Genomic DNA, 13,967 nt, shown 5'->3' on the forward strand with positions numbered 1-13,967 from the left:
GGGCATCATTACCACAAAGCAGCCCGCGCAGGAGATCGAGAATGAAGGACGTGCTGAAGGAACTCGAGCGTCGTCGCGAGATCGCCCGCATGGGCGGCGGTCAGGCTCGCATCGACGCGCAGCACAAGAAGGGCAAGCTCACCGCCCGCGAACGCATCGAGGTGTTTCTCGACGAGGGTTCGTTCGAGGAGTTCGACATGTATGTCGAGCACCGTTCGACCGACTTCGGCATGGAAAAGACCAAGATCGCCGGCGATGGCGTTGTCACCGGCTGGGGCACCGTCAACGGCCGTCCCGTCTACCTTTTCGCCAAGGATTTTACCGTGTTCGGCGGCTCGCTGTCGGAAGCGCATGCCGAAAAGGTCATCAAGGTGCAGGAGATGGCGCTGCGCAACCGCGCGCCGATCATCGGCCTCTACGATGCCGGCGGTGCCCGCATCCAGGAAGGCGTGGCTGCACTCGGCGGCTACGCCGAGATCTTTCAGCGCAATGTGCTGGCGTCGGGCGTCATTCCGCAGATTTCCGTGATCATGGGGCCTTGCGCTGGCGGCGACGTCTATTCGCCGGCCATGACCGACTTCATCTTCATGGTGCGCGACACCTCCTACATGTTCGTTACTGGACCGGACGTGGTGAAGACCGTCACCAACGAGACGGTGACCGCCGAGAGCCTCGGCGGCGCTTCCGTTCACACGACGAAATCCTCGATCGCCGACGGCGCCTATGACAACGACGTCGAAGCACTGCTGCAGATGCGCCGGCTGGTCGATTTGCTGCCGGCCTCGAACACATCGGAGATTCCCGAGATCGAATGCTACCAGTCGGTCACCGATCACGATCTGTCGCTCGACCGGCTGATCCCCGACAACGCGAACAAGCCTTACGATATCAAGGAGCTGATCCTGAAAGTCGCCGACGAGGGTGATTTCTTCGAGATCCAGCAAAGTTTCGCCAAGAACATCGTCACCGGCTTCGGACGTATTGAAGGCCGCACGGTCGGCTTCGTCGCCAACCAGCCCATGGTGCTGGCCGGCGTGCTCGATTCTGACGCCAGCCGCAAGGCGGCGCGCTTCGTGCGCTTCTGCGACTGTTTTTCGATCCCGATCGTCACCTTCGTCGACGTTCCGGGCTTCCTGCCGGGCACGGCGCAGGAATATGGCGGGCTGATCAAGCACGGCGCCAAACTGCTCTTCGCCTATGCCGAGGCGACCGTGCCGAAGATCACCGTCATCACCAGGAAGGCCTATGGCGGCGCCTATGACGTGATGGCTTCGAAACACCTGCGTGGCGATATGAACTATGCCTGGCCGACGGCGCAGATCGCCGTGATGGGCGCCAGGGGCGCGGTCGAGATCATCTATCGCAAGGACATCGGAGACGCCGAAAAGATCGCAGCTCATACAAAGGCTTACGAAGACCGCTTCCTGTCGCCCTTCGTCGCCGCCGAGCGCGGCTATGTCGACGAGGTGATCATGCCGCATTCGACCCGCCGCCGCATCGCCCGCGCGCTGCGAATGCTGCGCAACAAGGACATGCAGAACCCCTGGAAAAAGCACGACAACATTCCGCTGTAAGCTGAATGTCGCGGCAAGTCAGCGCGCGCCGCGAGCCGCCACCAGTTCACGCAGCACAGGCACCAGCGCCAGCGGGAAATCCTCGGCGATCAGCCCCGGCCCGAACCGGCTGCCGGCCTCGGCATGGATCCATACCGCCGCGCACGCCGCCTCGAAGGCCGGCATGCCTTGCGCCAGGAAGCCGGCCACGAGCCCCGAGAGCACGTCGCCCGAACCGGCGGTTGCCAACCACGGCGCGCCATTGGAGTTTATCGCGGCCTTGCCATCGGGAGCAGCGATTACGGTGTCGGCGCCCTTATAGACGATCACGGCATTGGCACGGGTGGCGGCCATACGAGCCCTGCCCAACTTGGACGAAACGGCGCCACCCGCGATGTCAGCAAACAGCCTGGCGAACTCGCCTTTATGCGGCGTCATCACCAGCGACGGCGCGCTCGGCTGGCGCGAGGCTTCGAACAGGACATCCGGCTTCTCGCGAAACGAGGTGATCGCGTCGGCGTCGAACACCAGACCATCGACCGAGGCGGAAACGTTCCGCTGCTGGCCAGCGGCAAGCAGCGTGAGAGCAAAATTCCGCGTTCTTTCACCGACACCGAAGCCAGGGCCCAGTACAAAAGCGGAGGGCCGGCGTTCGCCGATGAAGGCGTCGATGTCGGCGCTGTCATTTGCTTTGCGCAGCATGATCGAGGTCAGATGCGCGGCATTGACCTGCATGGCTTTCGCCGGGGACAGGACGGTGACCGCCCCTGCCCCGCTTCGCGCCGCGGCAAGCGCCGCAAGCCGCGCCGCGCCAGTGGCGCTCGGGCCGCCGGAAAAGACGCCGACATGGCCGCGCTTGTACTTGTGCGTATCGACGCCCGGAATCGGAAAGGCGCTGAGCCAAAGCGCCGGCGAGTTCTCGAACGCCTGGGGCCGAATCCGGGCAATGAGACCATCGGCGATACCGATATCGGCGAGCACGATCTCCCCGCACAGCTCGCGCCCGGGCAGCAAAAGATGACCAGGTTTTTTGCGGGCGAAGGTGACGGTGACCCCAGCCCGAAAAGCATGGCCGAGCACTTGGCCGCTGTCCCCGGAAACGCCTGATGGCAGATCGACCGCGACGACCGGCAAGGCCAGGCTTGTCACCACGCCAACCGTTCTCGCCGCTTCACCGGACAGCGGTTTGGACAGCCCTGCTCCGTAAAGAGCGTCGACGACGACAGCGCCGGCTTCGGCCGCGAAATTCGCCAGCGGCCGAGGTTTGACCGGGCATTCGCCGGCGGCAAGCGCGGCATCGCTGCCCGGCTTCGGCGTGCCCGTCGCCCAGACCACCGTGTCGACGCCAGCGGTTGCCAGGCAGCGGGCCACGACATAGCCATCGCCGCCATTGTTGCCGGGACCGCAAAGCACATGGACCCGCTTCGCTGCCGGATCGCGCCTGAAAATTTCGGCCGCGACGGCTTCGCCTGCACGGCGCATCAGGCCGATGCCGTCGATTGCGCCGGCGGCAATCGTCAACCGATCCGCCTCGCTCATCTCCTCGGGAGAAAGAAGTTCGTTGCTCATGGATTGCCGATCCGCATTCGATAAAGCATTGTCCAGTTTTCGGCTCGACGCAAACGCAGAGGAGTTGGCGCGGTCCCAGCCAAGCTGAGCAATGCCCACCAAATAAGCAATACGCCTAAATATCGGGCAGACATAAACACCGACGCCGCGTAGGCTGCAGCATCCGTCGCGCGCTGGATGCAGTGAACGATGCGAATTTGCATCTTCGTGCGGCATGTTCTGGAATCGAATGACACCGCTTGAAATCCCGCCAATTGGCACAATTCGTGCTTGATGGAGGCGCAAGCGGGGCTCACAACCCGTTTTTTTGGCAGTGGAGGCCACTTTTTACATGAAAAAGATCGAAGCGATCATCAAGCCATTCAAGCTGGACGAAGTGAAGGAAGCGCTTCAGGAGGCCGGACTGCAAGGCATCACCGTGACCGAGGCCAAGGGTTTTGGACGCCAGAAGGGCCACACCGAGCTTTATCGCGGCGCCGAATATGTCGTCGACTTCCTGCCCAAGGTGAAGATCGAGGTCGTGCTCGGCGACGATGCGGTCGAAGGCGCCATCGAAGCCATCCGCAAGGCGGCCCAGACTGGGCGCATCGGCGACGGCAAGATCTTCGTCTCGAACATCGAGGAAGTTGTGCGCATCCGCACCGGCGAAACCGGCATGGATGCGGTCTGACACCTCGCCCATCTTCCGAAACGTCATTATTAAAAAACGTCACCACAGGGATACATGACATGACGACAGCCAAAGACATCATGAAGCAGATCAAGGACAACGATGTGAAGTTCGTTGACCTGCGCTTCACCGACCCGAAGGGCAAGCTGCAGCACGTGACGATGGATGTCATCGAGGTCGAGGAAGACATGTTCGCCGATGGCGTGATGTTCGATGGTTCTTCGATCGCCGGCTGGAAGGCGATCAACGAGTCCGACATGGTGCTGATGCCCGATCCTGAAACGGTCCACATGGATCCGTTTTTCGCGCAGTCGACCATGGTCATCCTATGCGACATCCTCGATCCGGTTTCGGGCGAATCCTACAACCGCGACCCGCGCGGCACTGCCAAGAAGGCGGAGGCCTACATGAAGTCGGAAGGGATCGGCGACACCATCTATGTCGGCCCGGAAGCCGAGTTCTTCGTCTTCGACGACGTCAAGTACAAAGCCGATCCCTATAACACCGGCTTCAGGCTCGATTCCACCGAACTGCCGTCCAATGACGACACCGACTACGAAACCGGCAATCTCGGCCACCGTCCGCGCATCAAAGGGGGTTATTTCCCGGTGCCGCCGATCGATTCGGCGCAGGACATGCGCTCCGAGATGCTGACCGTGCTCGCCGAGATGGGCGTGCGAGTCGAGAAGCATCACCACGAGGTGGCTGCGGCCCAGCACGAACTCGGCATCAAGTTCGACACGCTGGTCCGCAACGCCGACAAGATGCTGATCTACAAATATGTCGTGCATCAGGTCGCCAATGCCTATGGCAAGACCGCTACCTTCATGCCGAAGCCGATCTTCGGCGACAACGGCTCGGGCATGCATGTCCACCAGTCGATCTGGAAAGGAGGCAAGCCGACCTTCGCCGGCAACGAGTATGCCGGCCTCTCGGAAAGCTGCCTGTTCTATATCGGAGGCATCATCAAGCACGCCAAGGCCATCAACGCCTTCACCAACCCGCTGACCAATTCCTACAAGCGCCTGGTGCCGGGCTACGAGGCGCCGGTGCTGCTCGCCTATTCGGCGCGCAACCGCTCGGCATCCTGCCGCATCCCGTTCGGCTCGTCGCCAAAGTCGAAGCGCGTCGAGGTCCGCTTCCCCGATCCGGGCGCGAACCCCTATCTCGCCTTTGCCGCCATGCTGATGGCCGGCCTCGACGGGATCAAGAACAAGATTCATCCCGGCCAGCCGATGGACAAGGATCTCTACGATTTGCCGCCGAAGGAGCTGAAGAAGATCCCGACCGTCTGCGGCTCGCTGCGTGAGGCGCTCCAGAGCCTCGACAAGGACCGCGGCTTCCTGAAGGCCGGCGGCGTCTTCGACGACGACCAGATCGACAGCTACATCGAGTTGAAGATGGCCGAGGTGATGCGCTTCGAAATGACACCGCATCCCGTCGAATACGACATGTACTATTCGGTCTGATTTTTGATCTCCCTGGACCCGGCATAACCCGGATCCAGCGGCTTCAATTCAGCCTGCAAATGCGAGGCCGGAAGATGAACCTCTTCCGGCCTCTTTGTTTGCTCATATCGAGGCTTCCGTTCAGCCAAATCCGCGGACACTGACGCGTTCGATCGGATGCTGCCCGATCCAGCGACTGGAAAGGCGCACCGGCTGCTGAGGTTCCGTCGGCTGGTCACGTCACACGTGTCGATTGCGCTGAGGCACAGACCGGCTTGAGCCAGCCAAGCTGGGCTGCCACGCGATCCGGCATGCGCTTTTTGCAAGTAAAGGGATAAGCCAGGAGCGAGCGGCACACTGCCTCAGGCTGCAATGCCCGCTCGTCCGGCGCCCCCGCCAATGCTGTCGTTCAAGAAACCCCGCCCCGTTCGAACAGCACCGCTTGGCGTATCCCCCAATGCCTGCGAATACGCATGTTGGGCCGCAGCCTGTCAATGTCGCCTGCCGGGCGTCGAGACGGTCGATTTTGGTGTATGAACAGGGGCTTATGAAAGGATCGGTCGACAGGCATTCTTGCCGGAATGGCCGGATTTCCGGGCTTTTTCGAGGATTTCGAAGCCTGCGGCCCGGCGCCAAGGTATGCTTTCGTCAGCCCAAAGCCGCCTTGTCGGGATGGGTTTGAGCCGCCCTTTTTAACCTGACTTTTTTTGGGGGAATTTGCTTTGCCAGGCCAGGAGCCAGGAAGACGAGGAGCGGCGAACGGAAACAGCGGCATGCGATAGTGCCCGCCATCGTCACACGAAAAAGCCCCGGCAACTCCCGCCGGGGCTCGCGTCATGGTTGTCGGGGATCTTGAGGCCCGACGTGAAATATCAAGCAGCGGCCGAAACCGATACGCCTGTCGAAACCTGCGAGATCGTCTTCAGGACCTGGGAAGCGATCTGGTAGGGGTCGCCCTGCGAGTTCGGGCGGCGGTCTTCCAGATAACCCTTGTAGTCATTCTTGACGAAGGAATGCGGCACGCGGATCGAGGCGCCGCGGTCTGCGATACCATAGCTGAACTTGTTCCAGGGGGCCGTCTCGTGCTTGCCGGTCAGACGCTTGTCGTTGTCCGGGCCGTACACGGCGATATGGTCCATCAGGTTCTTTTCGAACTGCGCCATCAGGGCCTCGAAATAACCCTTGCCGCCGACTTCGCGCATATATTTGGTCGAGAAGTTGCAATGCATGCCCGAGCCGTTCCAATCGGTGTCGCCGAGCGGCTTGCAGTGGAACTCGATATCTATGCCGTACTTTTCGGTGAGGCGCTGGAGCAGGTAGCGGGCCATCCACATCTGATCGGCGGCCTTCTTGGAGCCCTTGCCGAAAATCTGGAATTCCCACTGGCCTTTGGCCACTTCGGCGTTGATGCCTTCATGGTTGATACCCGCGGCAAGGCAGAGGTCGAGATGCTCTTCGACGATCTGGCGCGCGATGCTGCCGACGTTCGAATAGCCGACGCCGGTGTAGTACGGGCCCTGCGGGGCGGGATAACCGCTCTCGGGGAAACCGAGCGGACGGCCATCCTTGTAGAAGAAGTACTCCTGCTCGAAACCGAACCAGGCATCCTCGTCGTCGAGAATGGTCGCGCGGCTGTTGGACACGTGCGGCGTGACGCCATCGGGCATCATGACTTCGCACATGACGAGAACGCCGTTGGTGCGGGCCGGATCGGGATAAAGCGCGACCGGCTTCAACACGCAATCGGAGCTTCGGCCCTCGGCCTGCATGGTGGACGAGCCGTCGAAGCCCCACAGCGGCAGCTGGTCGAGCTTCGGGAACTCGGCATAATCCTTGATCTGGGTCTTGCCGCGAAGATTGGGGGCCGGGGTGTATCCGTCGAGCCAGATATACTCGAGCTTGTATTTGGTCATTCTAGAGCCTCTCGTTGTGCTTGACCACCGCACGCGGTGTCGACGCATGGCCGGAGCAAGCCGACCTGCCGAGTGGTAAAAAGCAATTCATATGCCACTCTGGCATCGACCGGTGCGACAAAATGGTCGTAAGATTCCCGTGAATTCACTGCACCGCCCCAGCAATGCGCCGGGATCGATCAGACGCAGAGATTGCGCAAATAATAGGCAATAACTGATCTTTTCATAAGCATATTGCCTAAATGAATCGCAGAACCTATTTTGAGGAAAAGCTGAATCAACTGACCCTCGGAGAAGAAAGGAGACCGCCAATGGAAGTCACCCTCGCCCGTCCGTCGGCAAAGATCCTGATGTTCCCGCTTGCAGGCCGCGTATCTGCCTCAAATTTAGGCGCGAAGGCCAAGTTCGCGGCAGAGCTTGCCTCGCTGCGTAACACGCATGCCGATTTCGATGGCTGGTATCACGAGGCCGCTGTCGAGGAAGAAAACCAGCAGCCGAAGAGCTGAACGCATCTTCAGCCTCGATATGAAAACCCGGCGCGATCGCTCGCGCCGGGTTTTCTCATGCATGTGGATCCGACCCGTTACTGCTTGGTCTCCAGGTTCGTGCCCAGCGTATCCTTGACGAAGATCATGCCGATGACGAGCGACATCGCCGCGATTATCACGGGATACCAGAGGCCATAATAGATGTCGCCCCTGTAGGCACTGAGCGCGAACACCGTCGCCGGCAGCAACCCGCCGAACCAGCCATTGCCGATATGGTAGGGCAGCGACATGCCGGTGTAGCGGATGCGGGTCGGGAACATCTCGACCAGGATGGCCGCGATCGGACCGTAGACCATGGTCACGAACAGGACGAGGACGAACAGGATGGCGATCGTCATAGGCCAGTTCACGGCCGCAGGGTCGGCGAACATGGCGAAGGCACCGCCGCCGGGTATGTTGTAGACGGTGACCTCAGGCGCACCGGCAGCCTCGTCGGCGGTCAAAAGCTTGTCCTTGATAGCCTGATCGGTAGGAACCGTCGCCTTCTCGCCGGCGCGGATGGCGGCGGCGTCGAGCTTCAGTTCGGGATTGGCAGCGACAAACGCGTCGAGCTTCTGGTCCGGTATCTTGATCGCAGCACGCTTCAGCGGATATCCGCCGTCCTGCAGCGACATGTTGACGGCCTTGACGAAGGCGGCCTCCTTGGCCTTGGCCTGGTCGCCCGCGGCGACAGCATCGTAGGATGCCACCGTTTCATTGCCGATCTTGACCGAAGCAGCCGTACCGGGTGCCGCCGTGGAAACGACGTCATAGGGCACCGAGTTCTTGGTCAGGAACGAGGTCGCGATGTCGCAAGACGTCGTGAACTTGGCGGTGCCCACCGGATTGAACTGGAACCTGCAGTCGCCGGGTGCCGCGGTCACCGTCGCGCGGGTGCTCTGCTGTGCCTCGGCAAGGGCCGGATTGGCGGCCCAGGTCAATGCCTTGAACAGCGGGAAGGTGCAGACGATCGCCAGTGCGAGCCCGGCCATGATGATCGGTTTGCGGCCGATCTTGTCGGAGAGCCAGCCGAACACGACGAAGAAGATGGAGCCCAGCGCAAGCGCGATGGCGATCATGATGTTGACCGACTGTGCGTCCAGCTTCAACACGTTCTGGAGGAAGAACAGGGCGTAGAACTGGCCGTTATACCAGACCACGGCCTGGCCAGCCGTAAGGCCGAGCAGTGCCAGCAGCGCGATCTTGGCGTTCTTCCACTGGCCGAAGGCTTCCGAGAGCGGTGCCTTGGAACCCTTGCCCTCTTCCTTCATGCGCTGGAAGGTGGGGGATTCGGAAAGCGACAGCCGGATCCAGATGGAAATGCCGAGCAACAGGAACGACACGATGAAAGGAACGCGCCAGCCCCAGGCGGCATAGGTTTCCTTGCTCATGGAGCCCTGGACGATCAGGATGACGATCAGCGACAGGAACAGGCCGAGTGTGGCGGTCGTCTGGATCCACGACGTATAGTAGCCGCGCCGGTCGTCCGGCGCATGCTCGGCGACATAGGTGGCCGCGCCGCCATATTCGCCGCCCAGTGCCAAGCCCTGGAGCATGCGCAGGATGATCAGGATCACCGGAGCCGCGATGCCGAGGCTCGCATAACCAGGCAGCAAGCCCACCAGGAAGGTCGACAGGCCCATGATCGTCATGGTGACGAGGAAGGTATATTTGCGGCCGACAAGGTCGCCGATGCGGCCGAACAGCAAAGCGCCGAACGGACGGACGAGGAAGCCGGCGGCGAAAGCCAGCAGCGCGAAAATATTGCGCGTCGCTTCCGGAATGGTCGGGCTGAAAAAGGTCGAACCAATAAAAGCCGCCAGCGACCCGTAGAGATAAAAATCGTACCACTCGAAAACGGTGCCGAGCGAAGAAGCGAAGATGACCTTCTTCTCCTCTCGCGTCATGCCGCGGCTCTTTCCGCTGGCGGTCGATGCGATAGCCATTGAGATGCTCCTCCCGTGAGACCCTTGTGCTCGATGCAGCGCCCTTGCGTTCGCATTCTCTTCCGAACGCAGACTCGCGGCAGCAATCACGGGAAAAATGACAGAAAGCGCCTGCCAACGGCAGATGACTTTGGGATTATGACTTTGGTATTAGGTGCGGTGCGGTGGCCGGTCAGCCTTCGAGCGCCTCGATCAGACCGACGGCAGCCATCATGTCGCGCTTGCGGGCGGAGCGGCGCGCGACAGCTTCCGCATCCTGTCCCCAATGCTCGATCTGCCAATCCTCGTCGACATGGCCGGCAGTCCAGGCCGCCTCACCGCCGAGTTCGCCGAACTCCACGGCCAACGCCAGCAGCGCCGAACCGGTCAGCGAGGTCATGACGTGGATCGCTGCCAGGCGCAGCGGCTCGGTGCGCTGGGCAAGATGCACACCCAGCACAGCAATAGTTTCGCGCGGTTGCTCGACGTGGATGATGCCCTCGGCAAGGTTGAAGCGAGCGCCGAGTGCTGCCTGCGCCCAGTCGAGGACAGGATCCCACAGCTCGTTCTGCCGCTCGACCAAGCCTTGTGGTGCGTCGGCGCGATAACAGAGCAGATCCGACGAGGCAAAGCGCAGTATGTCCTCCACCACCGCCTGCGGATCGCTGGCGACGCCGTCGAGCGCGGTGTTGACGAGACGCATCACCGGCATCGACACCGGATCGATGGTCTCGCCCTGGGCGGCGAATTCATCGGCGACCAGCGATGCCGCCTTCTCGGTCGGCAGCGTCAGCAGCGCCTTGCCCGGCGTGCGCACCGGCTTGCCGTCGAGATGGACGGCAAAGCCAGCATCGACGCGCGCGACCGAAACGGTCTTGTAAAAACGCTTCGGCAGCGGCTTCTTCATCTGGATTTGGGCGCGGCGCACCGGATCGGGGTCGGAGAGCAGTTTCCCCGCCTCGAGATCGCTGAGGATATCGCGCATGTCAGCCTCCTTCGGCCGTCTGCTGGCGCGGCGGCCTGTTGACGATGACCAGACCGGCGGCAATGAGACCAAGTGCCAGAAAAATGCGTATGGTCAGCGGCTCGTTCAAGAACAGGGCGCCGCACAGCACGCCGAAGACCGGCGACAGGAACGTGAAACTCGACAGGCTGGAGGCGGGATAGCGCCGCAGCAGCCAGAACCACAACACATAGGTGAAGGCGACGATATAGAGTGCCTGGAAAAGCAGGGCCAAAGTCGGCAACAGCGTGGGATCGCGCACGGAGGGGCCGGCCAGAGGCAACACCAGGACGCCGACCATCGCAGCGCCGGAGAGTTGATAGAGCAGCAGCTTTTCGGCGCTCGTCTCGACCAGCTTCGAGCGCTTGATGAGGATATTGGTCAAGGCCCAGACGAATCCGGAGCCAAGGCTCAGCAGATCGCCGAACAGCATGTCCCCGCCGCCGCCGAGCTTGTCGGAAAAGACCGCGGCGAGGCCGGCAAAGGCAAGCAGAAGGCCAAGGGATTTACGCAGGCTGATCGGCTCGCCGAGCAGGAAATGCCCTCCCAGCAGCATCCAGAACGGCATGGTGTTGACCAGCAGCGTGTTGCGGGCGACCGTGGTGTGCTCCAGCCCGACATAAAGGCAGAGGAACTCGATGCCGAAGAGCACGCCGACTGCAATGCCCGCGAGCAATGTCCCGTCCCCGTTGAAAAGCGCAATGCCGCGCCAGCGGCACCAGAGGAAGACGCAGAGCCCGCCGATAACCGAGCGCGCGATCGACAGGAAAACCGGATCATAGCCGGCATAGGAGATCTTGGCAGCGACGTAATTCAGGCCCCAGGAGAACGTCAGGCCGACCATTATGGCGGCGGCCGCCATGTCAACCGTATCGCGACGGTCGAGCGCATCGGCAGCGCCGCTCATGGTCAATCCTCCGCACTGGCGTCGTCGAAGCCGATCAGGTTCCAGCTCTGGCGCATATGCGGCGGCATAGGCGCGGTGACGTCGATGAAACCTTGGTCCGGATGCGGGATGACGATGCGGCGCGCGTGCAGATGCAGGCGATTCTGCATCCCCCCCGGAAAATCCCAGTTGGTGTCGGCCTCGAAATATTTGGGATCGCCGATGATGGGACAACCGATATGGGCGGCATGAACGCGCAACTGATGGGTGCGGCCGGTATAGGGCTCCATCTCCAGCCAGGTCAGCGCCTGCGCCGCCTGCTCGATGATGCGATAGTAGGATACGGCATGGTCGGCGCCCTTTTCGCCGTGCTTGGCAATGCGCACCCGATCGCCATCCGGCGTGGCTTCCTTGATCAGCCAGGTCGATATCTTATCCTCGCGCTTGGGCGGCACGCCCTTGACCAGGGCCCAATAGGTCTTCTTGGTTTCGCGGGCGCGAAACGCCTCGGAGAGCTTCATCGCCGCCAGCCGGGTGCGGGCGACGACCAGCACGCCAGACGTGTCGCGATCGAGCCGGTGCACCAGCCGCGGTTTCTCGCCCTTCTGGTTGCGCCAGGTTTCCAACATGTCGTCGACGTTACGGGTGACGCCCGAGCCGCCCTGCACGGCAAGACCAGCCGGCTTGTTGAAGACGAAGACCTTCGGATCCTCATGGATCAGCATTTTTGCCAGGACGTCGGCGTCGCCCTGGTTGCGGATCGAATGGCCGGTCAGCGGGCTTTCGCCCTTCTTGTCCACTTCCAGCGGTGGAATGCGCACCGTCTGGCCAGGCTCGACACGGGTGTCGGCCTTGACGCGGCCGCCGTCGACGCGGATCTGCCCGGACCGAAGCAGCTTCTGCAGATGACCAAAGCCAAGGCCCGGGAAATGGGTCTTGAACCAGCGGTCGAGCCGCATGCCCGCCTCGCCGGCCTCCACCGTGATCTGTTCAACGCCTGCCATATTGTTTTCGCTTACCCGTTTCCTGGCAGGCCCAGGCCTGCTCTCGGCGCGGCAATAGCATTAAGGCAGGCTTCTTGCGAGCCAAAGACCCAAAAACAGGGCAGTGATGGCGCCAATCACGCTGGCCAGCGCATATCCAAACGCCGGCAAGGTGGCTCCCCGCTCCCACAAGGTCGCGAAATCGAGCGAAAAGGCGGAAAAGGTCGTGAAGCCGCCTAAGATGCCGGTGGCAACAAACAGCCTGAGTTCGTTAGACCCGCCGCGGCGCGCCAGGGCGGCGATGAACAGGCCCATCGCGAACGAACCGACGATGTTGATCGCCATCGTGCCCCAGGGATAGTTGGGACCGACAAGGCGCAGCGAGCCCATATTGGTCAGATGGCGAACGCCGGCGCCAATGCCGCCGCCGGCGGCCACGAGAAGCAGATTGAACATCGCCGTATACTGTCCCCGACTATTCATACCTATCCGGCGCGCCGGCTACGTTCGAAAACTTGCCAGCTCAGGTGGTTTCTGCTTTTTTCGGCTTGGTCGAGCCGATCATCTTCCAGTTCTTGTAGAACATCGAATTGATCCTCTCGACGCTCACCGAGACGATGGCGAGAAGGCCGGCGATGAGCCTGGGGACCGGGGACGGCCTGATAATGTCCATGAATACGCAGTAGCGACGACCGTCATACTCGTTGACCGAGCGATGCAGCAGCGTGTCGTCGAAAATGAACAGCGGATTGTCGTACCAGTAGTTCTTGACGTTGCCGCACTCGACGAAGATCTCTGACTTCATCGGAATGAGGTTGTAGAGGATGCGGAGGCTGAGCCGCAACGGTCCGAAGTGCCAGGAGGTCGATTCGCGCTTGCTGAAGACCGAGACGGCAATCGTCTTGATGTATTTGAAATCCTTGTTGAACTCGGCGACGTTGTCTATCCTGTGCTTGCCATACCATTGGTAGACATACATGCCGCGCCGGCCGGCGCCGAAATTGGCGTCGATGTCGGCGATGATTTCGGCCTTGCGCGCCTTGAAGACATCCAAGACCTCGTTGACTTCGCGCTGATAATCCTGAGGGAACTGCTCCAGCTTCCACACGCCCGGATTTCTGTAGCACAGGAGGTCGACCAGCAGGTTGAATGGCGAAAGCAGCCAGGTGAAGAGGCCATTGCCCAGGAAATAGCCGCTGAACAGGGACAGATTCTTGCGGTCGTTGCGCAGCACGTCGATCAGGCCGCAAACCACGAAAATCGTCGTGAGGATCGGAATGAAATAGAAGCCAAGGGCAAGGAGCGGGATGGCAATGGCGAATTTGCGAAGGGTCTTGCGAAGGGTTTTTGTCATTTTTCCACGCGCCGAGCGCGATCCTGTTGCGAATGAATAGTGCCAAAATCACGACAACGACCACCGCCCGGCCGTGCGCCTTGATAAGGTCTTTTGGGTTGCCGCACAACGGCCACGGCATCGTGGCCGGCTGACT

The 13,967-nt window shown here is 61.3% G+C and carries 12 protein-coding genes; 4 read left to right on the forward strand and 8 right to left on the reverse strand.

Annotated features, from left to right (window positions below; genetic code table 11):
- The first annotated feature begins 41 nt into the window (after positions 1-41).
- Complete coding sequence (locus tag FJ946_RS23300; protein ID WP_140515440.1) at positions 42-1,574, forward strand: acyl-CoA carboxylase subunit beta; 1,533 nt, start codon at positions 42-44, stop codon at positions 1,572-1,574.
- Positions 1,575-1,592: 18 nt separating this feature from the next.
- On the opposite strand, the gene FJ946_RS23305 is transcribed toward FJ946_RS23300, so the two are convergent.
- Complete coding sequence (locus tag FJ946_RS23305) at positions 1,593-3,122, reverse strand: NAD(P)H-hydrate dehydratase (RefSeq protein WP_140564588.1); 1,530 nt, start codon at positions 3,120-3,122, stop codon at positions 1,593-1,595.
- A gap of 331 nt (positions 3,123-3,453) precedes the next feature.
- On the opposite strand from FJ946_RS23305, the gene FJ946_RS23310 reads away from it, so the two are divergent.
- Complete coding sequence (locus FJ946_RS23310) at positions 3,454-3,792, forward strand: P-II family nitrogen regulator (RefSeq protein ID WP_006205430.1); 339 nt, start codon at positions 3,454-3,456, stop codon at positions 3,790-3,792.
- A 59-nt stretch (positions 3,793-3,851) separates the two neighbouring features.
- Positions 3,852-5,261 (forward strand): type I glutamate--ammonia ligase, encoded by a 1,410-nt coding sequence (gene glnA, locus FJ946_RS23315; RefSeq protein WP_140515442.1) that lies wholly within the window; start codon positions 3,852-3,854, stop codon positions 5,259-5,261.
- Between the two features lie 851 nt (positions 5,262-6,112).
- Here the strand turns inward: glnA and FJ946_RS23320 are convergent.
- A complete protein-coding gene (locus tag FJ946_RS23320) occupies positions 6,113-7,153 on the reverse strand; it encodes a glutamine synthetase beta-grasp domain-containing protein (RefSeq protein WP_140564590.1) in 1,041 nt (346 codons plus the stop codon).
- A gap of 311 nt (positions 7,154-7,464) precedes the next feature.
- Between FJ946_RS23320 and FJ946_RS23325 the strand changes: the two genes are divergently transcribed.
- A complete protein-coding gene (locus FJ946_RS23325; protein ID WP_140501298.1) occupies positions 7,465-7,659 on the forward strand; it encodes a DUF2735 domain-containing protein in 195 nt (64 codons plus the stop codon).
- Positions 7,660-7,736: 77 nt separating this feature from the next.
- Here the strand turns inward: FJ946_RS23325 and FJ946_RS23330 are convergent, their stop codons facing one another.
- The 6 genes from FJ946_RS23330 to FJ946_RS23355 all read right to left on the reverse strand — a co-directional run bounded on the left by FJ946_RS23330 (position 7,737) and on the right by FJ946_RS23355 (position 13,831).
- A complete protein-coding gene (locus FJ946_RS23330; protein ID WP_140525514.1) occupies positions 7,737-9,626 on the reverse strand; it encodes an MFS transporter in 1,890 nt (629 codons plus the stop codon).
- A gap of 172 nt (positions 9,627-9,798) precedes the next feature.
- Entirely contained in the window at positions 9,799-10,590 is a 792-nt protein-coding gene (locus tag FJ946_RS23335; protein ID WP_140564591.1) for an ATP12 family chaperone protein, read from the reverse strand.
- A 1-nt stretch (position 10,591) separates the two neighbouring features.
- Complete coding sequence (locus FJ946_RS23340) at positions 10,592-11,515, reverse strand: DMT family transporter (RefSeq protein ID WP_140564593.1); 924 nt, start codon at positions 11,513-11,515, stop codon at positions 10,592-10,594.
- Positions 11,516-11,517: 2 nt separating this feature from the next.
- A complete protein-coding gene (locus tag FJ946_RS23345) occupies positions 11,518-12,498 on the reverse strand; it encodes an RluA family pseudouridine synthase (protein WP_140564595.1) in 981 nt (326 codons plus the stop codon).
- A 60-nt stretch (positions 12,499-12,558) separates the two neighbouring features.
- Positions 12,559-12,933: a fluoride efflux transporter CrcB gene (gene crcB, locus FJ946_RS23350; protein ID WP_140501288.1), complete on the reverse strand. Its 375-nt coding sequence runs from the start codon at positions 12,931-12,933 to the stop codon at positions 12,559-12,561.
- A gap of 67 nt (positions 12,934-13,000) precedes the next feature.
- Positions 13,001-13,831, reverse strand: a complete 831-nt coding sequence (locus FJ946_RS23355) for an aspartyl/asparaginyl beta-hydroxylase domain-containing protein (RefSeq protein ID WP_140501286.1) — start codon at positions 13,829-13,831, stop codon at positions 13,001-13,003.
- Between the last annotated feature and the right edge of the window lie 136 nt (positions 13,832-13,967).

The organism is Mesorhizobium sp. B2-4-7 (assembly GCF_006442685.1).
Taxonomy (GTDB): Bacteria; Pseudomonadota; Alphaproteobacteria; order Rhizobiales; family Rhizobiaceae; genus Mesorhizobium.